This window comes from Halomonas sp. TA22 (assembly GCF_013009075.1).
In the GTDB taxonomy this organism is placed as follows: domain Bacteria; phylum Pseudomonadota; class Gammaproteobacteria; order Pseudomonadales; family Halomonadaceae; genus TA22.
Genome location: NZ_CP053108.1, coordinates 1,604,210 through 1,630,238, shown reverse-complemented (window position 1 = coordinate 1,630,238; position 26,029 = coordinate 1,604,210). Strand labels below are relative to the sequence as shown.

Below are 26,029 nucleotides of genomic sequence, written 5' to 3'. Positions count from 1 at the left end.
GTGGCAGACTTCTCGCTGATCGTCATCGGCCTGTTTCTCGCCACCTATGCCCTGGTAGGGCTTACCGAACGGCGCCATGTCTTCACCATGATGGAACCCGTGCTGCCAAGGTTGCTCGGCAAGTCGGGGTTCCATTTCTGTCCAGCAGCAACTGGCGCCGCAACTCGAGGCGGCGGCCGAGTTGGCATGGACGCCAGACCCGGCAGCACTAACGTCAGCGGCTAGTGGCCGTGGCGTTCAAGCCACTGCTTCAGAAAGGCGATCTCCTCCTCCTGGGCATCGATGATCTCGCGTGCCAAGGCCTTGAGCTCCTCATCCTCGCCATGCTCGAGTAGCACTTCGGCCATGTCGATGGCACCACGATGATGAGGAATCATGCCGCGTGCGAAATCGACATCGGGATTGCCGGTAAAGCCCTGCGTCATGCCGGCATGCATTCGCTCGTTGGCCTCGAGGTAGGCTTGCACCGCCGGATCGTCGGCATGCTCATCCTCGACCGACTCGCCATGGTCATGTCCGTGGTCCGCATCGTCATGGTCGATGTCGGCGTGATGCTGACTCGCATCATGCATATGCCCGCTTGCTTCGCTCTCGGGCTGATCCCCATGCCGATGCATCTCGGTTTCGGCCAACGCAGTGGACGCCTGCATCAGGGCGGCGGCCAATAGACACCCAGCAAGCTGGGGACGCAGGGGTAAACGAAGAGATGAAAGACGAACTGACATTAGCGTGTACCTCCAAAACGGTTGAAGCTTGACTGTAAAACCCATGGGCAACACATGGGTCAATGTCGACATCAATCTTCGCGGTCTTGGCCGACGAATGACTGATCTCGATCAACTCTGAAAGCGCCCCACCCCACCTTCAGTGGACGTGAACAGTGGGCGCTTGGCATGCACACCTGCAAGAAATGCTTGAAAGGAGAGCCCAGCCCCACCCATGCTGTCGACATAACGATCACTGGAGAGCACGAATGCGTCACCCTCTTTCCGCAAGGCGAGCCGCTCTTGTCAGCCTCTTGGCCACCCTGCTACTGGGAGGCTGTACGGTCAACACCTACCCCGATGGCAGTCGCGAAACGATATGGGGCGCTCCCCTGGAGAACGACGAGCGCGCCCAGCACCGCCCCGGCACCTACCGAGATGAAACCGGCGAAACCCGCGGCCAGACCCAGGTCCCCGAACGCTAAGCACCCAGGAGTCGAGAATGGATTGGAACCCGGCCTATGGCTGGCTCGTCCTTGCCCTACTGTTGAGCCTCGCCGAGCTCACCTCGGGCGGCATGATACTGCTGGCACTGGGGTTTGCCACCGCACTGACCGGCATGCTGGCCTTCCTGGGCGTGCCGTTTGCCTGGCAACTCCTGGGTCTTGGCGTCTTTTCCGGCGTGCTGATACCGCTCGCGGTCAAGGTGATACGCCCCTACTTCTCGCCACGGGGAGTCGCTTACGGCACCACCGGCACCGGGGTGGAGAAGGGCCAGACCTACCGCACGCTGAAGCGTGACTACGACAACGCCACGGGCATCAAGATCAATGGCGACTTCTACCGCCTGCAGGTCGAGGGAACGACCACCAGCGAGCTTCCGGTGGGCACCTCGGTCACTTTCAAGGCATTCGACGGCACCACCGCCATCGTGACGCTGACACCACCACAGGAGCATTGAATATGGATTTAGCGATCAACCCGGGCCTGATCATCGGCCTTATCGTAGTCCTCATCGGCATCATCATCGTCATCAAGGGATTGGTGATCGTGCGCCAATCCGAGGTGATGGTGATCGAGCGGCTGGGCTCGTTCAATCGCCTGCTGGAGAGCGGCATCAACATCATCATCCCCTTCGTCGAGCAGCCCCGCGCCATCACCATGATCCGCTACCAGAAGATGGGCGAGGAGTACCACCCCATCACCAGCAACGAGACACGCATCGATCGCCGCGAGACAGTCATGGACTTCCCCGGCCAGCCAGTGGTGACCACCGATAACGTCACGGTGCGTATCAATGGGGCGCTCTACTATCAGATCATCGATCCGCGCCGCGCCGTCTATGAGATCGAGAACATGAGCCAGGCGGTAGAGGTGCTGGCCAAGACCACGCTGCGTTCGGTGGTCGGCAAGATGGAGCTCGACAAGTTGTTCGAGTCGCGCGCCGAGGTCAACAACGAGATCCAGACCGCCATGGAGGAGCCTGCATCGAAGTGGGGGGTGAAGATCTCGCGGGTCGAGGTGCAGGACATCGCCATGCCCGAGGAGGTCGAGACCGCCATGCGTCTGCAGATGGCCGCCGAGCGCAAGCGCCGTGCCACGGTCACTGAAGCCGAGGGCGAGAAGTCCGCCGCCATCGCCAAGGCCCAGGGCCAGCGCGAGTCGGCAATCCTCAACGCCCAGGGCGACAAAGAATCCGCCATCTTGCGCGCCCAGGGCGAGCAGGAGTCGATCAAGCTGGTGCTCGGCGCGATCGGCGAGAGCGAGGAGGACAAGCGCACCGTGGTCGGCTACCTGCTCGGCCAGAGCTACATCAAGGGACTGCCCAACATGGCCAAGGAGGGCGAGCGAGTCTTCGTGCCCTATGAATCCTCCGCCCTGCTCGGCTCGATGGGCATGTTCCGCGAGCTTGCGGGATCGCCCGAAGAGAGCGTGGCCTCCCACCTCAGATCCGGCGGCCACGCACGGGGCAATCAGAGCAGCCTGCGCGAAGGCATCTTGGGGGGCGCGGGAGGCGCATCCTGACACACGCTACGCCTTGGCATTCCCCATAGGGCATCTATGCTGGGATGACACACTTCAAGGAGAGTCACTCCTGCAATGCAGGAGTGAGGCAAAGGAGCGCAACCATGGCACTGCATCTCAAGCAGCTCGACCAGCAGATCATCGTGATCACCGGGGCGACTTCGGGCATCGGCCTTGCAACGGCACGCCTGGCCGCCCGGCGCGGCGCCAAGCTGGTGCTGGCGGCACGTCACGAAGGTGCGCTGAATCAGCTTGTCGACGAGCTTCGCAAGCAGGGGGCCGAGGCCGTCCACGCCGTGGCCGACGTCGGCGACCCCGATCAGGTACATGGCATCGCGCAGACCGCCTTCAACCACTTCGGTGGCTTCGATACCTGGATCAACAATGCCGGCGTATCGATCTTCGGACACCTGCTCGACGTTCCGCTGGAGGATCAACGACGGCTGTTCGACACCAACTTCTGGGGTGTCGTGCATGGCTCGCTGGAGGCGGCACGCTACTTTTCCAGTCGTACCCTCGGGCCTGGCGGTGCGATCATCAACCTCGGTTCGGTGGTGTCGGACCGTGCCCTGCCGATTCAAGGCATGTACTCCGCCTCCAAGCATGCCGTACAGGGCTTTACCGACGCCCTGCGCATGGAGCTCGAGGATCTCGGCACGCCGGTGTCGGTGACTCTCGTCAAGCCCGGCAGCATCGCCACCCCCTTCGCCAAGCACGCCCAGAATTACATGGAGCAGGAGCCGACCCTGCCGCCGCCACTTTATGAGCCGGACATTGTCGCCAAGAGCATCCTGCACTGCGCCGAACACCCGCGTCGCGATATCCGGGTCGGTGGCGGCAGCAAGGCGATCGCCATGCTCGGACGCTACGCACCGCGCCTTGCCGACCTGGTGATGGAGCGCTCGATCATCGATCAGCAGAAGTCGGGACGTGAAGCGCAGCCCCATGAGGTCTCTCTATACACCCCAGGCGGCGACGTCAGGGAGCGCGCCACATACTCGCATCACGTCGCCAAGAGGAGTCTCTACACCCAGGCCTCGCTACATCCCCTGCTGACCACGACGCTGGTTGCCGGTGCGGTGCTGGGTGCCTTGGCGCTCAGCGAGCGCGGGCGCAAGCTGCCCGCCTCCCATCATCACTAGGCAAGTCGACACGCCTCAGGGCTTGCTGCCCTGGGGCGTGACATGCCTCGCCCCATAGTCGCCACCCAGCCGCCGCAGCCCGTTCGGTGCCGCGATACGAAAGAAGCGCTCCACCACCTCTTGCGAGGTCGGAGAGGTAACCAGCGACACCGCCACGAATACCGGCAGGTTGAGCATCAGTCCCCAGAAGCCGGCATGGATGCCCAGCGGATGCGACCACAGCGTGGTGAACGTCACGGTAACCACGAAACCGACGACGATCCCTGCCATCACCCCGAGGCGCGAAGCACGCGGCCAGAAGAACATGCCGATGAACGCCGGCAACACCTGGGAGGCGAAACCCAGCCCCACCAGCAGGATCATCACCAGGCTGCCCGGCTCGGCGATCGCCAGCGGTGCGATCACCAGTACCATCAGCGGCACGATCAGCAGGCGTGCAAGCTGTCCGGTACGTGCCTCGGAGAGCTTGAACAGTGGCTGCAGCACGTCCTTGCTCCAAGAGAGCGACACCGAGTGGATGAAGGGTTCGCTGGAAGACATCGAGGCGGCTAGGGTGCCAGCGCCGAGCAGCCCCACCAGCACCACCGGCAGATGCTGCATGGCATACTCCAGCGCCACGGTATCGGCGCGCGCCAGGTCCGGCAGCGAGAAGATGCCGATGAAACCCACCACCACCATCGGCAGGATCACCACGTAGTAGGTCGGAAGCCACGTGGCGCTGCGGCGGATGGTGCGCGCCGAGGCGGCGCTCATCCACTGAGTCCACACCGGCGGCATGAAGGAGAACATCGAGACGATGATCGAGGTAGTCCAGAAGCTGAAGCTCATGTCACCGCCCGCGCCCGGCAGCGTGAGAAACTCGCCATGCTCGGCCTGGATGCGCTCGAAAACGCCAGCGAAGCTCACTCCACCGGTGGCGCTGTGTACTGCCCATAACCCGACCGCCCAGGCAACCACCAGCATCAGCACACCCTGGAAGGCGTTGGTGCGCCCGATCGCGCGCTGTCCGCTGACATAGAGATAGACGGCGATACACGCCAGCACCAGCAGCACTCCGGCCCAGATCGGGATCAGCCCGCCGCTCATCACGAACAGGATGTAGGCCGAGCCGATCGTCTGCAGCACGGCGTAGGCGATCGAGCCCACCGACATCACCAGCGCCGCCAGGGCACCAAGCGCCGGGCTCTGGTAGCGGTCGGCAATGGCGCTGGCCTGGGTGACATGGCCAAAGCGCTCGCCGAAGGCCCAAACCTTGGGGCCGAAATACCAGGCCACTAGCGCCAGGTAGGCGAGATAGACCGCCACGTAGAACACCGCCACACCCTTGGAGTAGGCCCAGCCGGGAGCACCCATGAAGGTGTAGGCGCTGACGCTACCGGCGGCGATCAGCAGATAGAGCGTCACCGGCCCCATGCTGCGCCCTGCCACGCCCCACTCCTCCAGGCTATTCATGCGTCGCCCACCCCGGGCGCGCAGGCCGATGACCATGGCGATCGCCACGTAGACCAGGGTGATGGCCAGCGGCCAGGGGCTATTCATCGCGCGTCTCCTCCCGCTCGACGACGCGGTTGGCGATCAGCATCACCGCGAAGCAGGCAAAGATCACCACGTAACTCCACACCGCGAGCATTGGTAGACCGAAGATCAGCGTGGCACGATTGACCCAGCCAATCACCGGCCAGATGCCCGCGACGACAAGCAGCACGAAAGCAGCCAGCAGGACCCAGCCGGCCCGGGTAGTGGGAAGCACGACAAGACGGTGCATAACTCCTCCTTGTGGTTTGTTGGTATTGTCCACGAATCACGCCACGCTGTGTTACGCCACAGGCGGTGAAGGCCAGCGCTGCTCAGGCCCACGCCAGGTCTCGAACGCCTTGGCCAGCTTCAGCGTCAGCAGGTCGGCGAAGCGTGGCCCGACGATCTGTACGCCGATCGGCATGCCACTGCAACTGAACCCCCCATTCAGCGAAATTGCCGGCTGTTCGCCCATATTCCATGGCACGGTATAGACGATGTGTTCGAACGGCCGCCGAGGGTCGTTGGTCGGCGAGGCCCAGTCGGCGGGAAAGGCGACATTGGGCGTAGTCGGCGAGATCAGCGCATCGACCTCATCGAACACCGCCTCGGTTGCCCGCCGCATGTTCATGGTCTGCTGGAAACCGCGTACCACCTCCACTCCGCTCAGGCGTGCGCCATCGTCGGCCCAGGCGAGAATCGCCGGCAGCACCCGGTCGCGCTGGGCTGGCGTCAATCGCTCCAGTTCGTTCCATTGCCGCGCCCGCCAGAAGTGGTCCAGGCCATCGAGCATTTCGCGGGTGAGTACCGGTCCCAGCGGCACCAAGGTCGCTCCGGCAGCCTCGAAGTGGCGCGCCGCCGCCTCCACACAGTCACGAATCTCATCATCCAGTGGCAGGCCGCAACCCGCCTCGAGCATCACGCCAATACGCATACCGCTGACGCCGCCGGCGAGATCATGCCAGTCGATACGCTCCGGGGGCAGTCGCATGGCATCGCGCCGGTCGCTACGCGACAGGCATGCCATCATCAGCGCGGCGTCGTCGACGCTGCGTGTCATCGGCCCGGCACAGCGCCCCACATAGTAGGGGTCGATGGGAATCCGCCCAAGCGTCGGCTTGAAGCCCACCACGCCACACCAGGCCGCCGGTAGACGCACCGAACCGCCGATATCGGTACCCACATGCAGCGGCCCGTAGCCAGCAGCCGCAGCAGCCCCCGCCCCGGAGCTCGAACCGCCGGTATTGCAGTCGAGGTTCCAGGGGTTGCGGGTCAGGCCATGGAAGGAGGAGAGTCCCGAGGAGAGCATGCCGAAATCCGGGCAGGTGGTCTTGCCCAGCAGCAACGCACCATCCTCGGCGAGGCGTGCCGCGGGAGGGGCATCCCGCTCGGCCGGCGTGTGGTCGCCAAGATCGACCCCGCCAGGCACCGGCAAGCCTCGCGTGGCGATCAGCTCCTTGAGCGTCACCGGTACACCATCCAGCCCGCCCTTTGGCTCGCCCCTGGTCCAGCGTTCGGTCGACTCTCGGGCCGCAGCAAGAAACGCCTCGGGACGGTAGGCATAGAGGGCATTGAGACGCGGCTCCCAATATTCGATATGGGCAATCAGCGCCTCGGCGTACTCCAGTGGCGAAAGCGTGCGGCCGCGGTAGGCAGCAAGCAGCTGGGTAGCGGTCAGGCTCAGGCAGTCATGCATGGGTTCCTCACTGGCAATTGCGTAAACGATGCCTTCAGCATGAGGCCTGCCGGTGATAGCGGCTATTGCAATTGCTGCGCCATGGCGTCCACTTTCTGTGTGCAGCTATTCACTCACCGGCATCGATCCGATCCAGCGATTCGGCCAGCAGCGCGAGACAGGCCTGGGTGGCAAAACTGCGCTGGCGGTGGCGATAGAGGCATAGATCGACCCGCGTACCATCCAGTTCGGTACTCTCCAGAGGAACCGTTACCAACTGACCCGCACGACACTCTCTGGCAACGGCCATGGGGGGCAGCACCAGAATGGCAGCACCACTCACGGCCAGCGCCTTCTGGGTCTCCAACGAAGCGGCATGAAAGTTTGGCGCGAGCACCACTCCCGCCTGCCTGGCGGAGCGCTCAAGTGCCTGGCGCATGCCATACGAATCATTCGGCAGCGCCAATGGGTGGCTGGCAAGCTCCTTGAGTGACAGTCTCTCTAGCGTGGCCAGTGGGTGGTCCGGCGCCATCACCGCATGGTGGCTGAGTCGGCCACCGGCGAACTGAATGATATCGTCATGGCGGGGAATGAAGAATGCCAGGCCAATGTCGGCATCGCCCTGACGCAACGCCTCGACGATCTGGCTGGCGCTGGCGATATGAATATCGAAGCGCAGTCGAGGATGTTGACGGCTGAGAGCGGCCAGCGCCGGAGCCAGCAGGCCCGTCACCACCCCCTCCGAGGCCTGGATGGAGACACGCCCGGTGCGCAACCCCTTGAGATCGGCGATATGCTCCTGTACTCGTTCGAGGTCACGCAGGGTGCGCTGCGCCTGGGCAGCCAGCAGCTCGCCAGCGGCCGTCAGGCTGATGCCGTGGGGGCCGCGCTCGATCAGCGGCGCACCAAGCTGATGTTCCAACAGGTCGATCTGACGGCTGATCGCCGTCGGTGCGATATGCAGTTGCGCCGCCGCCTGCCTCAGCGAGCGGCAGCGCGCCACGGTGTCGAAGTAGCGCAGGGCTCGCCAGTGCATGAGCACTCCTTGGTTGGATGATGACGCGGCTAGCCCCCCGCGCCGAAGCGCGCGAGTTGCATTTCGCCTAGTCGGCTCAAGGCACGCTGGAACGCGAACGCGAGATAGCCATCATGGGGATAAAGTGCATCCATGGGGACCTCGGCCTCCACATAGAGAGGCGTGCGCCGGTCATAGCACTCATCGACCAGGGCGATGAAGCGGCGCGCGCCATCGTCGTGCCGAGAAAGCGGCGGCAACTGCCGTTCGCCGGCCTCGATACGTGCCGCGCCATCCTCGGTGCCACAAGCGATATCCTTGCCGGACGCTCTATCGCTCAGCCGCGGTACGTCGCTGAGCAGGATGGACGAGAAACCCTCGACCAAGGCAATGAAATCCTGCGCGGCCAGGGGCTGCTCGCAGAGGTCAGCATAGCGACACCACACGGCCCGCTGGTTGCGTCGCTGCACCGCGATATGACGGTGCCCAAGCTCGATGGGGGCGGCGCTGACCTGCTCACCCAGGCTCAGCTGCTCGAACACCCCCTTCAGTGCACTGCTCCGACCAGGCTCGGCCACCCAGTAGCGCTGGCAGGACTGGCCAGGATGCTGTCGGTGGTCTTGGCCCCCATCCAGCTCGACGACCTGCATATGACGGTCGATGGCCGCAATGGCCGGCAGCAAGCGCTCCCGATTGAAACCGCCGGCATAGAGCTGCCCCGGTGCCTGGTTCGAGGTGCACACCAGCACCATGCCGTACTCGAAAAGTGCCCGAAACAGACGACCGATCAGCATGGCATCGGCGATATCGCTGATGAACAGTTCGTCGAGGCATAGCACTCGCACTTCTGCACAGAGCTCGCGGGCAACGTTTGCCAGCGGGTCGGCGGTACCGGACAGCTGAAACTGGCGCTGGTGGACCCAGCGTATGAAGTGGTGAAAGTGCAGGCGACGTGACGGCACCTGGAGCTGACGATGGAAGCCGTCCATCAGCCAGGTCTTGCCGCGTCCCACCGGCCCCCAGAGATAGACGCCCGCTATCGCCTGGCGCTGTCCCGATGCCGCTTCACGCTGGAGGGCCTGAAAACAGTCGTCGAGGCGACCTGCAGCGTTGCGCTGGGCCTCGTCCGGCACAAAGCCATTATGCTCGACCGCCTGTCGGTAGAGTGCCAGGGGCGACGAGGCCATCATGCGCTCCTCTCCCGGTGGATGCATGAGGTCATATCGGCGCTCAGCCGAATACGTTCGATACGCTCAATCACGTAGATGCTCACAGTTATCAATGCTGGAACGGATACACCGAGCCGATCTGCAGAATGCCGGTCAGTTCATCGAGGGCGGCCAGCGTCTCTTCGGCAAGTTGCGGGTCGGCCAGATCTGCAATGGCCAGACGATCCCGGTAGTGGCGCTCGACCCAAGAGGTGAGCTCTTCATAAAGCGCCTCGTCGAGCAGGACCCGCCCCGAGAGCGCCTGGCGCTCTGTCGCCGAGAGCGCGACGCGCAGGCGCAGGCATGCCGGGCCGCCACCGTTGCGCATGCTCTGCTTGACGTCCTTCACCACCACCTCATTGATCGGATTGGCACCGGCCAGCAGCAGATCATGAATGGTGCGCCAGACATCTTCGCTCTCCTGGCACTCCCCGGGAACCACCAGGGCCATCGAACCGTCGGGCTTGGAGAGCAGCTGAGAGTTGAACAGATAGGTGGCCACGGCGGCTTCCAGGCTCACCGCTTCGCTGGGCACGCGTACCGCAATCAATGGCGTGGCCAGCCTGGCGCGCAGCTCGTCGAGGGTGGTCTGTTCGTCGAGGAAGGCCATCTCGTGATAGAGCAGCAGCGGACCGTTGCCCACGGCGATCACATCGTTGTGGAATACGCCGGCATCGATGGCCTCGGGATGCTGCTGGGAGAACACCGCCTGGCGATTGGCTAGGCCGTGCTGACGGGCAATTGCCTGGCTCGCCTCGAGTGTCTGGCGGGCCGGGTAGCGCTTGGGCTCACGACTGGCATCGCCGCCAAACGCCTGGCGGCCGTAAACGAACAGATGCACACCGGGCTCGCCATGTTCGCCGGCGAGCCGGGTATGGTTGGCCGCCCCCTCGTCGGAAAAAGCGGGTGTCGCCGGCAGCGCCGGATGGTGGCAGAAGTGCCGCTCATCACGGAAGATCGCCTCCATCACACGGGCGGTGGTCTGCGGCTCCAGAAAGCGATGGAAACTCGACTGCAGGTTGGCCGGGGTGAAGTGCATGCGCCCATCCGGCGCATCGACGCTCGGCGTCACCGTGCCGGCGTTGGCGGTCCACATCGAGGATGCCGAGCAGACGGCACGCAACAGCTGCGGCGCCTCGCGCGCCGCACGCTCGAGGACTTCAGCATTGCTGCCTGAAAACCCCAAAGCCCTGAGGGCGCCAAGATCAGGCCGCTGCTGAGGAGGCAGCACGCCCTGGGCAAAGCCGGCATCATGCAGCGCCTTCATCTTGGCCAAGCCCTGCAGGGCCCCTTCGCGGGGATTGGCGATCGCCCCTTCGTGCAGCATTGAGGCCACGTTGCCGTGCGCCAGGCCGGCATAATTGTGGGTCGGCCCGACCAGACCGTCGAAATTGACTTCGCGCACGTCGTTCACAGGCTCACCCCCGGCGGCAGGCTGTCGGGCAGCGTCAGGCTCTCGGCCTCCATCGAGGCCACCGGATAGGCGCAGTAGTCCGCCGCGTAGTAGGCGCTGGGGCGATGGTTGCCGCTGGCGCCAATACCACCGAAGGGCGCATCGCCGGAGGCACCGGTGGTCTGACGGTTCCAGTTGACAATGCCGGCACGGATGCGCAGCAGGAAATCGTTCCAGTCGGCTCGTTCGCCGCCGATCAGGCCGGCGGCGAGGCCATAGCGAGTGTCGTTGGCAAGCGCTATCGCCTCGTCCCAGTCACGGTAGCGATGCACCTTGAGCAGCGGCCCGAAGTGCTCCTCGTCGGGAAGAGTGAGGCCGGTGACGTCGATCAGCGCCGGGCTCACCAGGCTGGTGCCCTCCTTGAGTCGGCGCATGCGCGACAGCACCACGGCCCCCTGATCCTCGAGCGCTTCCTGGACTGCCAGTAAGCCATCCGCCCCCTCCAGGCTGACCAGCCCGCCGTAAAAAGGGGCCGGCTCGTCGAATTGGCCAGCCACGTGCAGCTTGTCGATGGCAGTCACCAGGGCGTCGATCAGCAGGTCGCCCACCTCGCCCTCGGGCAGCAGCAGGCGCCGCGCGCAGGTGCAGCGCTGCCCGCCGGAGAGATAGGCCGACTGCAGGATGGTCAGCACCGCTGCCTGCTGGTCGGAAACGCTCCTGACCACCAGCGGATTGTTGCCGCCAAGCTCCAGCGCCATGATCTTTTCCGGCTGCTCGGCAAATTGACGGTGCAGCAGGCCGCCGACCTTGGCGCTGCCGGTGAACAGCAGGCCATCGATCTCAGGGGAGCTGGAGAGCGCCTGGCCGACCGGGGCTGCCCCCTGCACCAGATTGATCACGCCTGCGGGTAGCCCCGCCTCCTGCCAGCACTGCAGGATCAGGTCGGCAGTCAGGGGAGTCTGCTCGCTGGGCTTGAAGACCACCGTATTGCCGGCCAGCAGCGCCGGCACCATGTGCCCGTTGGGCAGATGCCCGGGAAAGTTGTAGGGGCCGAACACCACCATTACGCCATGGGGACGATGGCGCAGCACGGCCTGGGCGTCGCCCACTTCGCGACTGCGCTCGCCGGTGCGCTCCTGATAGGCACGAATCGAGATCGCCACCTTGCCGATCATCGCCCCGACCTCGGTGAGCGCCTCCCACAGCGGCTTGCCGGTCTCCTGGGCGATGGCGCGTGCCAATATGTCCCTTCGACTCTCCAGTACCTCGCAAAAACGCTCGGCGAGGGCCTGGCGTTCGGCAAAGGCAGTCCGGGCCCAGCCGAAAAAGGCCTGGCGGGCGGCAGCCACGGCGGACTCGACCTGGGCCGCGCTGGCCGAGGCGCCCTGCCACAGGCGCTCGCCCGAGACCGGATCGTGCTTGGCAAAGAACGGCGACTCACCCTCGATCCAGGCGCCGCCGATCAGAAGTTGCTGCTTGGCGTACATGGCGTGCTTGCTCCTATGTCTCGAGAACGCGCAGGGTATCGCCGGTGACGACATCAAGACGCCGCGCCTCCTCCTCGTTCACTACGATGGTATCTCGCTCGTTGGGGCCGCGACCGATCCAGGCCGCACGAAAATCGCGCATGCCCACGCTCGCGGCGAGCCAGTGCGGGGAAATGTCCGGCGTGGTGTGTGTGCCCTGGACGGCGACCTCGACCCGACACTCCCGGGAGAGGCGCACACCGCGCACATCATCGATATAGGCCTCAACCGTGGGGCCGCCATCGAAGATGTCGATATAGCCCTCCCAGCGCAGCCCCTCCTTCTTGAGCATCTCCAGCGCCGGACGCGTCTGCTCATGCACCTGGCCGATGCAAGCGCGCGCCTCCTCGCTGAGGAAGGTCGTATAGATCGGGAACTTGGGCATCAGCTCGCCGATGAAGCTCTTCTGCCCAAGCCCCGTCAGGCGATCCGCCTCGTTGAACTCCATGGGAAAGAAGTGGCTGCCCAGGCACTGCCAGAAGGGGCTGATGCCATTACGATCGATCACTCCGCGCATCTCCGCCAGCACCTTGCCGGGAAAATGCTCGCGAAACTGCGCCATGAACAGCCAGCGCGCCTTGGAGAGCAGCGCGCCGTTGCGGTTACGGCGGTACTCGGGACGCAGGTAGAGCGAGCACACCTCGGCGTTGCCGGTGTGGTCGGAGCTCAAGAAGAGGGTGTCGATGGTGCGGTGCAGGTCGAGCTGCACCGAGGAGTGCGCAAGGGTCCCGAGCCGGTAGTGGTAGAACGGTACTTCATGGCCGACCCGCGCCTCGATGGCACAACAGCCTGCCAGCTCGCCATTGGTCTCGTCCTCGAGCACGAAGAAGTAGAGGCGGTCGTGATTCTCGCCGCTTCCCTCGAAGGCGCGTGCGGCGGATTCGATCTTGCCGATCAAGAACTCGCGATTGTCGGGCAGCGACGTGAAACCGACACCGGTCTCCTGCGCCAGCGCCAGCAGACTATCGATATCGCCACGCGCGATGGGACGAATATACATTACAGCTCCCCCTCGTCATGGCCCGGGTCGTAGCCATCCATGGCCATCGGCAGCGTGAGAGGCGCGGCCAGCACGGCGCGCCCCTCCTCCACTCCGAGGAGTTCGGCATCCCTGGCCGTGAGCATCAGCTGACCGGTGGGCGAGAGCGCGTAACGTGCCACCACGCAGCGGAAGTCGCCAAGCTTCTGGTTGGCGATCATCGCCGGCTCGGCATCCGGCAGGGCATGCGCCGGACGGACTCGCACCGGGTGCCAGTTGGCGCTGCGTACGCTCGCCAGGCGCTCGCGCTCGCCCTTGAGCACCGGCCCGGCATCGAAGATGTCGACGTGACGCGAGCGGCTGAATCCTTCGGCCAGCAGCTCCTCGAGGGCGAGTTCATGATCGGGATGCTCGCGGCCGATGGCGGCGCGGGCCTGGGGCGTCAGCAGCGCCAGATAGAGCGGGAACTGTGGCATCACCTCGGCGATGAAGCTCTTCGAGCGCACCCCGGCGATATGGTTGATCTCCTGGAAGCCACGCACGAAGAAGTGCCGGCCCACACTGTTCCAGAATGGCGATTCGCCGTCGCCATCGAGATAGCCCGGAAAGGCCACCGACAGCAGCTCGGCGAAACGCTCGGGATACTGGGCGATGAACATCAGCCGCGCGCGACGCAGCAGGCTCTCGCCGCTGGTACCTTTGTAACGGCGGTCCAGCGAGAAGGCGCACAGCAGGCTCGCCTCGGAGACCTCATGGGAGAGCGCCAGGGTCTGCACCTCGCGGCGCACGTTGAGCTGCTGCGAGGCGTGGATCAGCGTCTCCTGGCGATAGGTGTAGTAGGCTTCGGTCGCCCCAGCCTGGGCACGAATGGTGGCAGTACCCACCACCTCGACGCGCTCGAGATCCTCGAGCACGAAGGTGTAGTGTTCGTCGCCGGGAAAGTCGATCTCGGCGCCGAAGGCGCGCTGAGAGCGGCTGATGCGCTCCTCCAGCCGGTCACGGTGCGCCGGGAGGTTGGTCAGGCGCGGCGTGGCCGTCGTCGCCAGGCGCTCGAGGGCCGGCAGGTCCGCCATCCGCGCGGGCCTCACGACCAGCATGGCATCGCCCCCTCGGGGTGCGCCTGGGCGTGGCGCCGCTCTCATCGCCTCGCTCATGCCTGGGCAACGAGCCGGGCGATGGCCCGCTCGAGCCGCGCCATGCCCTCCTGGATATCCTGCTCGGGAATCACCAGCGATGGCGCCATGCGCAGCACGTTGGGCCCGGCGATCAGTGCCATCAGCCCCTCCTCGATGGCCAGCGGCAGGATGTCCTTGGCACGCCCCTCGTAGCGCTCGGACATCTCGGCTCCGATCAGCAGCCCCATGCCGCGGATCTCCTTGAATACCCCATGCTTGCGATTGATCGCCTCGAGGTGCTCGCGCAGCAGTGCATGGCGCGTCCTCACGCCACCCAGCACCTCGGCAGTATCGATATGCTCGACTGCCGCCAGCGCCACCGCACACGCCAGGGCATTGCCGCCGTAGGTGGAGCCATGGGTACCGACCGCCAGGGCCGGGGCGATGCGATCGGTGGTGAGCATCGCCCCCACCGGGAAGCCGCCGCCCAGCGACTTGGCACTGGTCAGGATGTCCGGCGTCACGCCATAGTGCTGGTAGGCATAGAGCGTGCCGCAGCGGCCGACGCCGGTCTGCACTTCATCGAAGATCAGCAGCGCCTGGTGCTGATCGCACAGCTCGCGCAGCCCCTGCAGGAACTCGGGCGTGGCCGGCACGATCCCGCCCTCGCCCTGCATCGGTTCGACCATGATCGCGCAGGTGTCGTCGCCGACGAGTGCCTTCACGCTCTCCAGGTCGTTGAAGGTGGCATGCAAGATACCCCCCGGCACCGGGCCGAAGCCCTGGGAGTACTTGGGCTGACCGCCCACGCTCACGGTGAACAGAGTGCGCCCATGGAAGGACTGGTCGAAGGAGATGATCTTGTCCTTCCGCTCGCCATGATTGTCATGGGCCCAGCGCCGCGCCAGCTTGAGTGCCGCCTCGTTGGCCTCGCCCCCGGAGGAGCACAGGTAGACCTTGTCGGCAAAGGTGCGCTCGACCAGACATCTGGCCAGCTTCAGCGCCGGCTCGTTGGTGTAGATATTGGAGAGGTGCCACAGCTTGTTGGCTTGCGCCGTCAGCGCATTGACCAGCACCGAGTGACAGTGACCCAGCGAGTTGACGGCGATCCCGCCGGCGAAGTCGATGTACTCGCGCCCTTCCTGATCCCACAGACGGCTCCCCTCGCCACGCACCGGAATCACCGCCTGTGGCGAGTAGTTGGGCGTCATGTACTGGTCGAAATCGCTGCGGCTCGGGGTGTGGCTCATGCTGTTCTCCATCGGGGGGACCATTCGATCCCTCGAGTATAGGGTTTGGCGTCATGCAGGGTTTTCAGCAATGGGACAGCGAATTACGAAAAGCGGTTAGACTGGGACTCCGCTCCCTGCGAGGCGTCAAGACAATGTTCAACACTACCATCTGGAATCGCCTGCGCTACACCCTCTACGCCCCGGTCTACGATCTGGTGGCCGATCGCGCCTTTCGCCTGGCCCGCCGCAAGTCGCTGGCCCAGGTGCAGTGGCAAGCCGGGCAGCGCGTGCTGCTGGTGGGGGCCGGTACCGGCCTCGACCTGCACTGGCTGCCCCGCGATGTCGAGATACACGCCACCGATCTGTCACCGGCCATGGTGCGCCACATCGCAAGCCGTGCCGATGCCCTGCATCTCGATGTGACCCAGCGAGTCATGGACGCCGAATCGCTCAGCTACCCGGACGAACACTTCGATGTGGTGGTGATGCACTTGATCGTGGCAGTGATGCCGCGCCCTGAGCTTGGGCTGGCCGAGGCGCATCGCGTGCTGGCGGCCAATGGCCAGCTGTGCGTGATGGACAAGTTCCAGGATGATGCCCAGGCCGCCCACTGGGGGCGGCGCGCGCTGAACGTGCTGACCAGCGCGATTGCCACTGACATCACCCGCCAGGCCCGACCGCTGCTGGAGAACGCCGGCTTTCTCATCGAACGCGACGAGCCGTTGATGATGGGCAACCTGTTCCGGGCGCTGCTGGCCCGCAAGGCGTAGCGATAGCTAGGATGCTAGCGTCTAGCCCAGCCGCTCCTCCCGTGGCGTCATGCCGAAATGGTTGCGGTAGGCGGTGGAGAAGTGCGCTCCCGAGGAGAACCCGGTACGCAAGGCGATATCGCCCACCGGCTGGTCGCTCTCGCGCAACCACTTGCGCGCCTCCTGCAGACGCAGATCAAGGTAGTAGCGGCTGGGGACCGCTTGCAGGTACTTCTTGAATAGCCGTTCGAGCTGACGCCGCGAGACCCCCAGGTGCTCGGCCAGCTCATGGGTGGTCAACGGCTCCTCGATATTGGCCTCCATCAGCGTCACCGCCTCGAGCAGGCTCTGCGGGGCATGGCCCAGGCGTGAACGCAGCGGCACCTGCTGCGGCTCGTCGGCCATGCGGATGCGCTCGCAGACGAAGTGCTCCGAGACGCGTTCGGCAAGGCGCTGGCCGTGCTGCATGCCGATCAGCGTCATCATCATGTCCATGGCGGCGGTACCACCACCGCAGGTGAGCCGATTGCGATCGATCTCGAACAGCTGCTGGGAGAGATTGACCCGCGGGTAGGCACGGGTGAAGGCATCGAAGCGCTGCCAGGGCAGCGTCGCCCGATAGCCATCCAGCACCCCGACCCGGGCCAGCACCTCGGTGCCACCGGCGATACCGCCCAGCATCACACCGCGTGCCGCCAGCTGCAGCAGCCAGCGCTCAAGCGCGCACAGATCGATGGCCGGTAGCGGGCTTGGGGCACAGATCAGCAGCATGTCCCAATGGCGCTTCGCCACCTCGCCTATCGCCCCATCAGGCACAAGCGTCAGTGTCGCGGCGCTTTTGACGCCACCCGCATCGAGACTCAGAGTTGCACAGCGATAGAGGCAGCGACCGGCCAGTTGGTTGGCAACGGCAAAGGACTCCATGGCGCAGGCCTGAGCGAGCAGGGAAAAGCCGGGCAGCAGCATGAACCCCACCTGGCGCGATACGCCATCGGTAAGCTCTGGGGGGAAGTCGTGCATGTCGCCAATCGCTTGCGTGAGGAGAAGCTCTCCATCTTAACCAAACACGCCACAAACGAAAGCCCGCCAAGGCGGGCCGTCAAAAACGTGCCGGGCATACCACCCGACACTGGTTTACCTGAATGCCGTCATAGGCGCCCGAAGAAATGGAACGCGAGCCCCGCGATGAGCGGCAGCACGATGACCAATAGCAGCAGGCGCGACATGCCCCCGGGCTTCTTCCTTGCTTCCGGCTGAAGATGCGGTTTGGCCTCGTCGTAGTCCTCGGGAAGCCGCTGACCCATCACATGCTCTTTCTCTTCTTCTCGGGTCTTGCTCTCCTTGGTATCCATGACACCTCCTTGCTTGCCCGTGAGTGTTGATGCGCATCGGCCTACGCGTTCGTATATCTATAACGTTACGACATCGAATTCCGCCACAGGGTCCACGTCGGCGTCATAATCGACGTCATCGCGCTCGAAGCCGAACAGCTTGAGGAACTCATGCTTATATCCAGCATAGTCGGTGATCTGGAACAGGTTGTCGCTGGTCACCTCCGGCCACAGGTCCTGGCAGGCTTGCTGGATATCGTCGCGCAGCTCCCAATCGTCGAGACGCAAACGCCCCGCCTCATCCGTCTGTGGTGTCCTGCCGCCATAGAGCTGGTCACCGAACAACCGGTTGAGCTGCTCGATGGTACCCTCATGCAGCCCCTGCTCCTTCATGATTCGGTAGACCATGGCGATGTACAGCGGCATCACCGGGATCGCGGCACTGGCCTGGGTGACCACCGACTTGAGCACCGCCACGTTGGCGCTGCCACCGCTCGCCTTGAGCTTGGCATCGATCTCGCGCGCGGCGCGGTCAAGATCCTCCTTGGCCTTGCCCAGCGCCCCGTGCCAGTAGATCGGCCAGGTGATCTCGGTACCGATATAGCTGAAGGCCACCGAGCGGGCACCCGGTGCCAGCACGCCGGCCTCATCCAGCGCCGCCATCCATAGTTCCCAGTCCTCGCCGCCCATCACTGCGATGGTGTCGTCGATCTCCTCCTGGGTTGCCGGCTCGACTTCGGCCTCGATGATCACGTCCTTGTTGGTATCGATGGCGGTGGCACGGTAGGTCTCGCCGATCGGCTTGAGTGCCGAGCGCTTCACCTCGCCGCTATCGGGCAGCTTGCGCACCGGAGAGGCCAGCGAGTAGACGACCAGGTCCACCTGGTCCATCTCCTGCTGAATCAGCTCGATGGCCTTGGCACGGGCCTCGTGAGCGAAGGCATCGCCATTGATCGACTTGCTGTAGAGCCCTTCGGCCTTGGCGAACCTGTCGAAGGCAGCGCTGTTGTACCAGCCGGCGGTCCCGGTCTTCTTCTCGCTGCCGGGCTTCTCGAAGAAGATGCCCAGCGTGTCGGCACCATAACCAAAGGCTGCGGTGATACGCGCCGCCAATCCGTAGCCACTCGAGGCACCGATCACCAGCACCTTCTTCGGCCCGGCGGCCCTGTCCAGGCCTCGGGCACGGGTCGCCTCGATCTGCTCGAGCACGTTCTTCTCGCAGCCGACAGGATGAGTGGTGGTGCAGATGAAACCACGAACCTTGGGTTTGATGATCACGACAGACCTCGACATTGCATAAGGGCACCCGGCTTGGCCGGTGCATCGGTTACGTTAGCGATAGTCTAACGGCTGATGCGTCTTCTGTCCGCCATTGAGCCCTGACCTTGAGTCCGACCCTTGAGCCAAAGGCCCGCCTGGGACAAGATGCCCGCTCGGACGCCATGCAGGCGTCACGATGCAGGAGAGAGACGATGGACGCGCAAACGCTGGTCGATGACCGTGGAGAACTATGGCTGGCGCTGTCGACCCTATGGCTCGAGCGCGAGCCTCGTGAGGCCGACTTCAATCGCATGGTCGATGCCATCGAACGCCACGATCTGACCATGAAGGAGCTCGAGTGGGTATTCCGCCTGGAGCTTGCCCCGGTGCTGTCACGCCATCAGCTGTCGGTGGCAGGCGAGTGGCGCGCCTTCAACGATGAAAAGCTGATGCGACAGCTGGTCGGGCATAACCTGCGCTTGCAAGGCTGGCGGCGCAAGATGTGGCTGCTGTTTTCGGGGCTTACGACATTGATGGTACGTCACCGCTGGAATGAGCTGATGTCGCGGGTCATGGTTCGCCGCGGCATGTTGTGAGGTCCCGCTAGGCAGGATAGGGAATATCGAGCGCCTCCTCGATCTCGACGCGCATGCGCCGAGCATCGCCGCTCGGCGCGAAACGCCGGAGCACGCGACCATCGCGGGCAATCAGAAACTTGGTGAAATTCCACTTAATCGAGGTACTGCCCAACACGCCGGGCGCCTGGTGCCGCAAGGCGCGAAACAGCGGATGCGCCTGCGCCCCGTTGACTCGCACCTTCTCCATCATCGGAAAGGTCACGCCATACTCGCGCTCGCCAAACTCGCAGAACGCCTTGGCCGATTCCGGCGACTGACGGGCGAACTGATTGCAAGGGAACGCCAAGATAGTAAAGCCCTGGCTATGGTAGCGGCGATAGAGGCGCTCGAGCTCCTTGAGCTGAGGCGTGTATCCGCAGCGGCTGGCAACATTGACGATCAGCAGCACCTGGCCGCGCAGCGCACGTAGATTGAACGGCTCGCCGCCATGGGTACGACAATCGAAATCGTAAAGAGAGAGTTCTCGTGGCATGTCCGCTGGCATTGCTGCATGTACGTTCACGATGCCATGTCTTCCGAGCGCGCGCCAGCCTCATCAGGCGTAATCGCGTAGCGACGCTTCGAACGACCTTTCATGCGACAAATGGGTGCTTGGCTTTTGCCACGACTCCCTTAAGCTAATGCGAAATCATTGTTATTTCGCGCTCATCAAGGAGGTTAAATGCTCGCCCGACGCGCCCCGTTCGCCCTCGCCCTGCTCTTCACCGCCCTGGCACCTCTATCTCTAGCCCTGGCTCATGACTATCAGTTGGAAGAGGTGCGCATCGCCCACCCCTTCGCCACCCCCACCCCGCCGGGAGCGCCGAATGGCGCGGCCTATCTCGATATCACCGCGCATGGTGAGAGCCCGGCAACGCTGGTCGCCGCATCAAGCCCGGCCAGCCGTGCCGTGGAGATCCACGACATGCGCATGGATGAAGGTACCATGCAGATGCGCAAGCTCGACGAGCTCAGCGTGATGCCCGGCGAGACCCTGACGATGCGTCCCGGCGGCGGTTACCATCTGATGTTGATCGGCCTTGAGGCACCGCTGCGGGAGGGCGAGAACTTTCCGCTGACGCTTGAGTTCGCGGGGAGTGGCGCGATTGAAGTCGAGGTCTGGGTGCAGCAGGCCGACGAAGGGGGCGAAGCGGCCGATGGCCATCACCACCACCACTGAATCACGCCTGCCAGCCTGCCCCGTCTGACCGGCTACCCCAACGGGCCGATCACCACGCGCAGGGCCAGCGCCAGCAGCAGCGCACCGGTGATACGGTTGATCCAGTGCGCCTTGGCCTGCAGCCAGGGCAGCACGCTCGAATGCGACAGCACCATCGCCACCAGCACGTACCAGCCGCCATCGATGACCATCGCCGTGATCACGATGAGCGCCTTGGCCGCTACACTCATCTCGGGAGTGACGAACTGGCTCAGCAGGGCAATGAAGAACAGGATCAATTTGGGGTTGCCCAGGGCCACCAGCACCCCCTCACGAGCGGCCTGTGCATGGGTAGTACGCACACCGCTTGCCTGCAGCGCCCCGGCACGTCCCGCGCGTAGTGCCTTGATCCCCAGCCAGGCGAGATAGCCAGCCCCAACCCAGGTGATCAACTGAAACAGCAGTGGCTGACGCGCGATCAACGCCCCCAGGCCCCATACGGTCAACAACGCATAGAACCCGACCCCCAGCATGTGAGCCAAGGCCGCCGTCACCCCGGGTAGCCGCCCACCTCCCAGCGTATGGCGCAGTACCAGCGCCAGGCTTGGCCCCGGCGACATGGCACCCATGGCGCACACCGCAGCAAGCGACAACCAGAGTGACAGCGGCATGGCATTTTCTCGTTGATAATCAGCAACACATCAAGGGATCAGCGGTGGAACTGCTTTTCGCGCTCGGGTTGCCACAATACGGCATCGATACGCAGCCGCGCCGGGCTGCCACCGGGCAGGGCCCAGTCGATCACGTCTCCCTCGCGAAGTCCCAGCAGCGCAGCGCCGATCGGCGCCATGACCGACAGGCCGTCGGGAGTGTCGGCAAGCGAGCGCGGATAGACCAGGGTACGGATCAGCTGCTTTTCACGCGTCAGATCGGTGAACTGCACCTGGCTATTCATGGTCACCACATCGGCGGGCATCTCTTCCGGATCGACGATCTCGCCACGCTCGAGTTCTCTTTCCAGCACCTCGGCTACCTCCTGATCCTTGTCGGTGGCGGCATCGATCAGCCGCTGCAGTCGTTCGGCGTCAAGACGGTTGATGACGATGGTGGGACGAGACATGCGACCTCCTTATCTCCAGTGAGACATGAACCAATAAAAACAGTCCTCCCCCTCAATGAGGCGAAGGACTGTATGAATTGTCATCATAAGCCCTATGAGCGGGCTTGGATAGCGTGGCGACACTATCTCCGCAGGCTTGTCATCCGCGTCATGACATCCTGGCCACCAAGGCGCTTGTGCAGGATCGCCATGCCGACATGGCCGACGACCAATGCCAGCAGCGTCCATCCCAGCAGGCCATGGAATTGGCCGCCAAGGGCGACCATCCACTCGATCCGCTCGCCCTCGAAGCCCGACATGAGCGGTACTCCGAATGGCGAGAAGGCTCGCCCGGAGCCGTACTGCCTGATCAAGGCGATGAGAGGCACTGCAATCATCAGTGCATAGAGGGCCAGATGCCCCAGTCTGGCCATCACGCTCAATGCCGGTGGGCGGCGGCTGGCATTGATTACCCCCCAAATCCCGCGCACCACGACCAGCAGCATCAGTAGCGCGCCAAGTTCACGGTGCGTCGACCACAAGAATTCGTCCAACGCCGTCTCGCTGGCAAGAACGCGTGCAATGGCGCTGGCAAACTGCCACATCAACAATAGCGCCATGCTCCAATGCAACAAGCGACTGACACCTCCATAGCGCAGTCCCGAGTCGAAAATCTGCATGTTCTGTTCCTTTACCGGATAGTGCGGCCCTGACTGGCACCACTGAGACGATGATACCTTGATGAGCAAATAGAATGCAGACATGACTGGAAAAGCACTATTCACATCAAGTGAATAGTGCACACTACCTGGCACTGGGCGCATCCGATGTCTACGCTGTGACTGTTCATGGATAAGTTGGATAAAGGAGATATCCCGATGGGTAAACGTTATCAGGTAGTTCAGGCATCCGATGTCGAAGGTGGACCGCAGCCGAGCGAACACACCTCGTTTCGCATCAAGGATACCGAAGCGGACAAGATTATGCCCGGCGAGTATGAAACGCGCGACCTGGCCGAGGATGAGTGCAACGACCTGAATGCCAAGTTCGATTGATCCTGTTTTCGCCACTCCCGCACATCGGGAGTGGTCTCTGCTCAGGTGATCGCATTGATATCATCTACGATTGCGACACCCGCTTGGCATGGTAGAGCGCAGATCGGCCAGGTGCAGGACCGTCTCCCACTGCTGGCCGTGGGGCGGGTAGACCGCCATACCCAGTGACGCGTTGTTGGGTGGCAAGGCCCGTCCTTGGATTGCTTGAGCTTGGCCCGTGGCAATACCAGCAGGAACTCCTCTCCACCATAACGGCAAACGATGTCCTCCCCTATCACGAAGTTGCTCAAATAGTCGGAGTAGCTTGCGCTGAAGGAGGGACGTTGAAATAAAGTTATTACTGCGATTAGATCGCTAGTCTCTCGTAAACCCCAGCTAGGTCTAAAGAGTGAGTTTCAACGAGAAGTATCGAGAAATAAAAAAGCCCCGGCCGAAGCCGGGACGCGATGTGTGACGCGCGAGGCGAACAATCCATGTTCTAGGGAACGCATATCTGCGTCACATCTTCAAGATATCACGGCTTACAATGTAATCACATAGGAAATAAGTGTTAACTTATGTAATAGAATACCGATAGACAAAGGTAGTGTGCCGAGGCGGCACAAGAGCATTGCATGCACATCGCCGGCGGCGATAGACATGATTTCTATAGGAAATGTCTAAACCGAAGGAAGAATCGCGAGGTAATGCTGAAAGCTTGATCTGAGTGGTGCCGGTGGTCGGACTCGAACCGACACACTGTTTCCAGCGGCGGATTTTGAATCGATAGCAAACCCGTTCATTGACTGCCAAAACCGCGCTAGACCGCGCCCTACAGGCCGCTTCTCCGCCTTATCACGCCTTTGCCCGACATGCGTGTAGACCTTTCGTGGACACCGTAGAGAGTATGCCCTCGCTCTTACATTAGTCACTGCCACCTGGTACCAGCCGATCCCCTGCCAGCCAGGCTACCGCTACCCTATCCCCTGACGCTCTCACGAGCGGGACTTTCCGGTTTCCCCAGCCCCGGCACAAGACTGAGCAGCACCAATTACTTAATCTATGTTATGTTCTCTGAAAAAAGCATAACTGCAGGGAACACGTACATGATTCACTTACTGGTAGCAGCAATGCTGCTTATGCCGTTATGGGCGCATGCCCAGGTCTACCGATGCGATATCGGTGGCCGTGCCACCTTTCAAGACACACCCTGCGGCGAAAACTCAACGCGAGTGAACCCAAACAGCGTGATGACGATTCGGCTCCCCCAGGAACAACGTCAGCTTCGCCCCGCGCCGGCTCAAACCCGAACGCAGCCACAAGCGTCTCGAAACCAGCAGTCGACCTATCAGAACCACACCAACCAACGAAACGCGATGGCAAGAGCTCACGGAGCGGGTCTGCTTGAGATCGGCATGAGTGAAAGCCATGCCATCACGATTCTTGGCCACCCTGATAACTATCGTCAGTACCGATTGACCCGCGATACCTGCAAGTATTACTACTGGCGAAACCCTCGCTTATCTCCTGGTCTTCATAACGCGACGATATGTGATGGAAGAGTCACACAATATTCAGGACCTAGGCGAAACTAACCTGTTAACAAAATCAATTTATAATAACACGAAGACAACTTTAACTATGAAATCCTAGCCCGCCCTCTCTTTTCAATCAAGACTCGGATATAAAAACAATGTAATCTTTTTCATACTTTTCTGCAACCCTCATCATTTCCTCGTGTAAATCCTCCTTAGTAACATCATGCGTTTTTTCGAGGATTATGGGACTCTCCAGCTTAACTTCTCCCCCTTCAATTTTATATTCGTTATCTTCAATATTTGTTAACTTCCCCTTTAACGAAAACAGCCCCCCAAGATAGTGATCGCCCACCCATGCCCCCATGGAAAAAATAGAAATAGCAATTTCAGCATTATCGACGCCGATTTCTAAAGATTTAAAACTAGCTCTAAAAACATATGTTCCGCTCTTTAACAGCCTATTAAAATCCTGAATATTATTTTCGAATCGGTCAAGATCTGATACTGAAGCGGTAATGTTATTGACAACATCAAAATATTGACATAGTTCACGTGCAGCTTCTACCAAAAGCATATCGCGCTTATAGTCAAAATCGCAAGAGACACCTTTTAAATTCTGCCTAACCTTAGGGCGGCCATCAATAGCAATATCTAATATAAAGTCCCGGCCAGGCGACAGAATAATATCCAATGCATAAAAAAAATCTTTTAACTGGCCTAAAGAATAAGGCCTGTTGTAATTGATGTTGAAACTTATAACCATTTTATTGGAGTAAGGAAATATTTTTATGCTGAAAAACTCATTAGCTATTCTTACAGATCTATCACTTTCATTAGCCAAGGCATTAAAAACTGTAGAAAACAGCTTTACTGGGAAGCTAGCCCCATGTGAAAGCTTGTTACCCCTGATTAAAATCACACCTTCTGAGTCAGCAGAAACAGGAAAAATTGATAATTTTCCTGGACCTTTTACAAATGAGTTTTTATCTTTTACCCCAAACCTTTCTTCATAAAAGGTTGCATTTTCAACTTCAACACTTCCTTCGACACCAAGAGTCATATTTATCAATTCAGAAACATCAGACCCTTTTTTTAAATTGAATGTGAATTTCCTGCGCCCTGTTTCGAATCCTGTAGATTCCAAGTGTTTTTTCTTTTTATCAATGTAATCCAAAACATTATTGCCTATACATTTCAACAAATATTCTTTTAAACAAACGCCACTAACAATAGCTAACCTTGATTCTTCTCCATATCTTATTTCCATCTTTTTTTTGTGTAGATTATTAGCATCAAACCCTTCGCTGTTAAGTTTATATATTCTTTCTAAAACTTTAGTTATCAATGTGCTATCGAGATGCACAACATATACATTTTCAGGTTCATCTTTATTGTCAAATTCTATGAACACATAGAATGCAGGCATAGTATCAGTAGCCAGCCTCCTTAAATTAGACAATTTAACAGCAAGTCTTTTCTTCTTCTTTTTTGTGGCTTTAACTTGAACCTTACAAGTAGCCGCTGGCTTATGCACCTCGCTTGCGGTCGTGCCTGATTCAAATGGAAGCTCTAAAATATAGTCCCAGCCTGTCGTATCCTTATAAGCTTTATTAACAAAAAAACCAGCTTTCTCAGACAATAACTTGAAATTAGTTTCGCCCAAATCACCTAAATCAACCATAGCATGACCGTCACTTATAAAATACTATAAAA

General features: G+C 61.4%; 29 protein-coding genes and 1 pseudogene. 9 read left to right on the top strand and 21 right to left on the bottom strand.

The features are described 5' to 3' along the window. The gene (locus HJD22_RS07660; protein ID WP_208656042.1) at positions 1 to 225 is read left to right on the top strand and encodes a hypothetical protein; all 225 of its coding nucleotides are present in this window, start codon (positions 1 to 3) and stop codon (positions 223 to 225) included. On the opposite strand, the gene HJD22_RS07655 is transcribed toward HJD22_RS07660, so the two are convergent. Beyond that, complete coding sequence (locus tag HJD22_RS07655) at positions 222 to 725, bottom strand: DUF305 domain-containing protein (RefSeq protein ID WP_254280831.1); 504 nt, start codon at positions 723 to 725, stop codon at positions 222 to 224. The genes HJD22_RS07660 and HJD22_RS07655 overlap by 4 nt on opposite strands. Before the next feature lie 248 nt (positions 726 to 973). Between HJD22_RS07655 and HJD22_RS07650 the strand changes: the two genes are divergently transcribed. From HJD22_RS07650 to HJD22_RS07635, 4 genes are all read left to right on the top strand, one after another. Next, on the top strand, positions 974 to 1,189 hold the full coding sequence (locus tag HJD22_RS07650) for a hypothetical protein (protein WP_208656041.1): 216 nt from the start codon (positions 974 to 976) through the stop codon (positions 1,187 to 1,189). A 17-nt stretch (positions 1,190 to 1,206) separates the two neighbouring features. Then, positions 1,207 to 1,665 carry an NfeD family protein gene (locus HJD22_RS07645; protein WP_208656040.1) on the top strand — a complete coding sequence of 153 codons (459 nt, stop codon included), beginning with the start codon at positions 1,207 to 1,209 and terminating at the stop codon, positions 1,663 to 1,665. 2 nt (positions 1,666 to 1,667) lie between these two features. Beyond that, positions 1,668 to 2,729 (top strand): SPFH domain-containing protein, encoded by a 1,062-nt coding sequence (locus HJD22_RS07640; RefSeq protein ID WP_208656039.1) that lies wholly within the window; start codon positions 1,668 to 1,670, stop codon positions 2,727 to 2,729. 104 nt (positions 2,730 to 2,833) lie between these two features. After that, positions 2,834 to 3,871 carry an SDR family oxidoreductase gene (locus HJD22_RS07635; RefSeq protein WP_208656038.1) on the top strand — a complete coding sequence of 346 codons (1,038 nt, stop codon included), beginning with the start codon at positions 2,834 to 2,836 and terminating at the stop codon, positions 3,869 to 3,871. Between the two features lie 15 nt (positions 3,872 to 3,886). Here the strand turns inward: HJD22_RS07635 and HJD22_RS07630 are convergent, their stop codons facing one another. The 10 genes from HJD22_RS07630 to HJD22_RS07585 form a co-directional block, all read right to left on the bottom strand. Further along, positions 3,887 to 5,410, bottom strand: a complete 1,524-nt coding sequence (locus HJD22_RS07630; RefSeq protein ID WP_208656037.1) for a sodium:solute symporter — start codon at positions 5,408 to 5,410, stop codon at positions 3,887 to 3,889. Beyond that, on the bottom strand, positions 5,403 to 5,636 hold the full coding sequence (locus HJD22_RS07625) for a hypothetical protein (protein WP_208656036.1): 234 nt from the start codon (positions 5,634 to 5,636) through the stop codon (positions 5,403 to 5,405). Before HJD22_RS07625 ends, HJD22_RS07630 begins: the two co-directional genes overlap by 8 nt. Before the next feature lie 51 nt (positions 5,637 to 5,687). Continuing rightward, positions 5,688 to 7,082, bottom strand: a complete 1,395-nt coding sequence (locus HJD22_RS07620) for an amidase (protein ID WP_208656035.1) — start codon at positions 7,080 to 7,082, stop codon at positions 5,688 to 5,690. 109 nt (positions 7,083 to 7,191) lie between these two features. Continuing rightward, positions 7,192 to 8,097 (bottom strand): LysR family transcriptional regulator, encoded by a 906-nt coding sequence (locus HJD22_RS07615; RefSeq protein WP_208656034.1) that lies wholly within the window; start codon positions 8,095 to 8,097, stop codon positions 7,192 to 7,194. Between the two features lie 29 nt (positions 8,098 to 8,126). Next, positions 8,127 to 9,266, bottom strand: coding sequence for a cell division protein ZapE (zapE, locus tag HJD22_RS07610; RefSeq protein WP_208656033.1), 1,140 nt, complete (start codon positions 9,264 to 9,266; stop codon positions 8,127 to 8,129). Between the two features lie 88 nt (positions 9,267 to 9,354). Further along, the gene (gene astB, locus HJD22_RS07605) at positions 9,355 to 10,698 is read right to left on the bottom strand and encodes an N-succinylarginine dihydrolase (protein ID WP_217267823.1); all 1,344 of its coding nucleotides are present in this window, start codon (positions 10,696 to 10,698) and stop codon (positions 9,355 to 9,357) included. Next, positions 10,695 to 12,164, bottom strand: a complete 1,470-nt coding sequence (astD, locus tag HJD22_RS07600; protein ID WP_208656032.1) for a succinylglutamate-semialdehyde dehydrogenase — start codon at positions 12,162 to 12,164, stop codon at positions 10,695 to 10,697. Before astD ends, astB begins: the two co-directional genes overlap by 4 nt. A gap of 13 nt (positions 12,165 to 12,177) precedes the next feature. Further along, a complete protein-coding gene (astA, locus tag HJD22_RS07595; RefSeq protein ID WP_208656031.1) occupies positions 12,178 to 13,203 on the bottom strand; it encodes an arginine N-succinyltransferase in 1,026 nt (341 codons plus the stop codon). Further along, a complete protein-coding gene (locus HJD22_RS07590) occupies positions 13,203 to 14,279 on the bottom strand; it encodes an arginine N-succinyltransferase (protein WP_208656030.1) in 1,077 nt (358 codons plus the stop codon). Before HJD22_RS07590 ends, astA begins: the two co-directional genes overlap by 1 nt. A 53-nt stretch (positions 14,280 to 14,332) precedes the next feature. Beyond that, on the bottom strand, positions 14,333 to 15,547 hold the full coding sequence (locus HJD22_RS07585) for an aspartate aminotransferase family protein (RefSeq protein WP_208656029.1): 1,215 nt from the start codon (positions 15,545 to 15,547) through the stop codon (positions 14,333 to 14,335). Between the two features lie 134 nt (positions 15,548 to 15,681). Here HJD22_RS07585 and HJD22_RS07580 point away from each other — a divergent pair, with 134 nt between their 5' ends. After that, on the top strand, positions 15,682 to 16,299 hold the full coding sequence (locus HJD22_RS07580) for a class I SAM-dependent methyltransferase (RefSeq protein ID WP_208656028.1): 618 nt from the start codon (positions 15,682 to 15,684) through the stop codon (positions 16,297 to 16,299). A gap of 21 nt (positions 16,300 to 16,320) precedes the next feature. Here the strand turns inward: HJD22_RS07580 and HJD22_RS07575 are convergent, their stop codons facing one another. The 3 genes from HJD22_RS07575 to fabV form a co-directional block, all read right to left on the bottom strand. After that, on the bottom strand, positions 16,321 to 17,298 hold the full coding sequence (locus HJD22_RS07575) for a GlxA family transcriptional regulator (protein ID WP_248730155.1): 978 nt from the start codon (positions 17,296 to 17,298) through the stop codon (positions 16,321 to 16,323). A gap of 128 nt (positions 17,299 to 17,426) precedes the next feature. Continuing rightward, positions 17,427 to 17,630, bottom strand: a complete 204-nt coding sequence (locus tag HJD22_RS07570) for a hypothetical protein (protein WP_208656027.1) — start codon at positions 17,628 to 17,630, stop codon at positions 17,427 to 17,429. A gap of 57 nt (positions 17,631 to 17,687) precedes the next feature. Further along, the gene (gene fabV, locus HJD22_RS07565; RefSeq protein ID WP_208656026.1) at positions 17,688 to 18,887 is read right to left on the bottom strand and encodes an enoyl-ACP reductase FabV; all 1,200 of its coding nucleotides are present in this window, start codon (positions 18,885 to 18,887) and stop codon (positions 17,688 to 17,690) included. 194 nt (positions 18,888 to 19,081) lie between these two features. Here fabV and HJD22_RS07560 point away from each other — a divergent pair, with 194 nt between their 5' ends. Next, positions 19,082 to 19,465 carry a hypothetical protein gene (locus tag HJD22_RS07560; RefSeq protein WP_208656025.1) on the top strand — a complete coding sequence of 128 codons (384 nt, stop codon included), beginning with the start codon at positions 19,082 to 19,084 and terminating at the stop codon, positions 19,463 to 19,465. Positions 19,466 to 19,472: 7 nt separating this feature from the next. Here HJD22_RS07560 and HJD22_RS07555 read toward each other — a convergent pair whose 3' ends face one another. Continuing rightward, positions 19,473 to 19,979, bottom strand: coding sequence for a glutathione peroxidase (locus HJD22_RS07555; RefSeq protein ID WP_208656916.1), 507 nt, complete (start codon positions 19,977 to 19,979; stop codon positions 19,473 to 19,475). 189 nt (positions 19,980 to 20,168) lie between these two features. Here HJD22_RS07555 and HJD22_RS07550 point away from each other — a divergent pair, with 189 nt between their 5' ends. Further along, entirely contained in the window at positions 20,169 to 20,666 is a 498-nt protein-coding gene (locus HJD22_RS07550; RefSeq protein ID WP_208656024.1) for a copper chaperone PCu(A)C, read from the top strand. A 32-nt stretch (positions 20,667 to 20,698) separates the two neighbouring features. Here the strand turns inward: HJD22_RS07550 and HJD22_RS07545 are convergent, their stop codons facing one another. The 3 genes from HJD22_RS07545 to HJD22_RS07535 all read right to left on the bottom strand — a co-directional run bounded on the left by HJD22_RS07545 (position 20,699) and on the right by HJD22_RS07535 (position 22,424). Continuing rightward, on the bottom strand, positions 20,699 to 21,316 hold the full coding sequence (locus HJD22_RS07545) for a LysE family translocator (protein WP_208656023.1): 618 nt from the start codon (positions 21,314 to 21,316) through the stop codon (positions 20,699 to 20,701). Positions 21,317 to 21,354: 38 nt separating this feature from the next. Further along, on the bottom strand, positions 21,355 to 21,765 hold the full coding sequence (gene rnk / locus HJD22_RS07540; RefSeq protein ID WP_208656022.1) for a nucleoside diphosphate kinase regulator: 411 nt from the start codon (positions 21,763 to 21,765) through the stop codon (positions 21,355 to 21,357). Between the two features lie 122 nt (positions 21,766 to 21,887). Then, positions 21,888 to 22,424, bottom strand: coding sequence for a cytochrome b (locus tag HJD22_RS07535; RefSeq protein ID WP_208656021.1), 537 nt, complete (start codon positions 22,422 to 22,424; stop codon positions 21,888 to 21,890). Between the two features lie 198 nt (positions 22,425 to 22,622). Between HJD22_RS07535 and HJD22_RS07530 the strand changes: the two genes are divergently transcribed. Next, positions 22,623 to 22,799: a hypothetical protein gene (locus HJD22_RS07530; protein ID WP_208656020.1), complete on the top strand. Its 177-nt coding sequence runs from the start codon at positions 22,623 to 22,625 to the stop codon at positions 22,797 to 22,799. 60 nt (positions 22,800 to 22,859) lie between these two features. On the opposite strand, the gene HJD22_RS17965 is transcribed toward HJD22_RS07530, so the two are convergent. The 3 genes and pseudogenes from HJD22_RS17965 to HJD22_RS07520 form a co-directional block, all read right to left on the bottom strand. Continuing rightward, a complete protein-coding gene (locus HJD22_RS17965) occupies positions 22,860 to 22,985 on the bottom strand; it encodes a hypothetical protein (RefSeq protein WP_283101601.1) in 126 nt (41 codons plus the stop codon). A gap of 23 nt (positions 22,986 to 23,008) precedes the next feature. After that, positions 23,009 to 23,089, bottom strand: a pseudogene (locus tag HJD22_RS18080) (diguanylate cyclase); the annotation flags it as partial. Positions 23,090 to 24,449: 1,360 nt separating this feature from the next. Then, positions 24,450 to 25,997 carry a hypothetical protein gene (locus HJD22_RS07520; protein ID WP_208656018.1) on the bottom strand — a complete coding sequence of 516 codons (1,548 nt, stop codon included), beginning with the start codon at positions 25,995 to 25,997 and terminating at the stop codon, positions 24,450 to 24,452. Positions 25,998 to 26,029 lie beyond the last annotated feature (32 nt).

Coding starts and splice junctions, on each gene's coding strand:
- HJD22_RS07580 (WP_208656028.1), top strand. CDS start 15,682: ATGTTCAACACTACCATCTGGAATCGCCTGCGCTACACCCTCTACGCC.
- HJD22_RS07560 (WP_208656025.1), top strand. CDS start 19,082: ATGGACGCGCAAACGCTGGTCGATGACCGTGGAGAACTATGGCTGGCG.
- HJD22_RS07590 (WP_208656030.1), bottom strand. CDS start 14,279: ATGCTGGTCGTGAGGCCCGCGCGGATGGCGGACCTGCCGGCCCTCGAG.
- HJD22_RS07630 (WP_208656037.1), bottom strand. CDS start 5,410: ATGAATAGCCCCTGGCCGCTGGCCATCACCCTGGTCTACGTGGCGATC.
- HJD22_RS07535 (WP_208656021.1), bottom strand. CDS start 22,424: ATGCAGATTTTCGACTCGGGACTGCGCTATGGAGGTGTCAGTCGCTTG.
- HJD22_RS07655 (WP_254280831.1), bottom strand. CDS start 725: ATGTCAGTTCGTCTTTCATCTCTTCGTTTACCCCTGCGTCCCCAGCTT.
- HJD22_RS07545 (WP_208656023.1), bottom strand. CDS start 21,316: ATGCCGCTGTCACTCTGGTTGTCGCTTGCTGCGGTGTGCGCCATGGGT.
- HJD22_RS07550 (WP_208656024.1), top strand. CDS start 20,169: ATGCTCGCCCGACGCGCCCCGTTCGCCCTCGCCCTGCTCTTCACCGCC.
- HJD22_RS07625 (WP_208656036.1), bottom strand. CDS start 5,636: ATGCACCGTCTTGTCGTGCTTCCCACTACCCGGGCCGGCTGGGTCCTG.
- HJD22_RS07570 (WP_208656027.1), bottom strand. CDS start 17,630: ATGGATACCAAGGAGAGCAAGACCCGAGAAGAAGAGAAAGAGCATGTG.
- zapE (WP_208656033.1), bottom strand. CDS start 9,266: ATGATGGCCTCGTCGCCCCTGGCACTCTACCGACAGGCGGTCGAGCAT.
- HJD22_RS07640 (WP_208656039.1), top strand. CDS start 1,668: ATGGATTTAGCGATCAACCCGGGCCTGATCATCGGCCTTATCGTAGTC.
- HJD22_RS07635 (WP_208656038.1), top strand. CDS start 2,834: ATGGCACTGCATCTCAAGCAGCTCGACCAGCAGATCATCGTGATCACC.
- HJD22_RS07520 (WP_208656018.1), bottom strand. CDS start 25,997: ATGGTTGATTTAGGTGATTTGGGCGAAACTAATTTCAAGTTATTGTCT.
- HJD22_RS07645 (WP_208656040.1), top strand. CDS start 1,207: ATGGATTGGAACCCGGCCTATGGCTGGCTCGTCCTTGCCCTACTGTTG.
- HJD22_RS07620 (WP_208656035.1), bottom strand. CDS start 7,082: ATGCATGACTGCCTGAGCCTGACCGCTACCCAGCTGCTTGCTGCCTAC.
- HJD22_RS07530 (WP_208656020.1), top strand. CDS start 22,623: ATGGGTAAACGTTATCAGGTAGTTCAGGCATCCGATGTCGAAGGTGGA.
- astD (WP_208656032.1), bottom strand. CDS start 12,164: ATGTACGCCAAGCAGCAACTTCTGATCGGCGGCGCCTGGATCGAGGGT.
- astA (WP_208656031.1), bottom strand. CDS start 13,203: ATGTATATTCGTCCCATCGCGCGTGGCGATATCGATAGTCTGCTGGCG.
- rnk (WP_208656022.1), bottom strand. CDS start 21,765: ATGTCTCGTCCCACCATCGTCATCAACCGTCTTGACGCCGAACGACTG.
- HJD22_RS07555 (WP_208656916.1), bottom strand. CDS start 19,979: ATGCCACGAGAACTCTCTCTTTACGATTTCGATTGTCGTACCCATGGC.
- HJD22_RS07575 (WP_248730155.1), bottom strand. CDS start 17,298: ATGCACGACTTCCCCCCAGAGCTTACCGATGGCGTATCGCGCCAGGTG.
- HJD22_RS07585 (WP_208656029.1), bottom strand. CDS start 15,547: ATGAGCCACACCCCGAGCCGCAGCGATTTCGACCAGTACATGACGCCC.
- HJD22_RS07650 (WP_208656041.1), top strand. CDS start 974: ATGCGTCACCCTCTTTCCGCAAGGCGAGCCGCTCTTGTCAGCCTCTTG.
- HJD22_RS07615 (WP_208656034.1), bottom strand. CDS start 8,097: ATGCACTGGCGAGCCCTGCGCTACTTCGACACCGTGGCGCGCTGCCGC.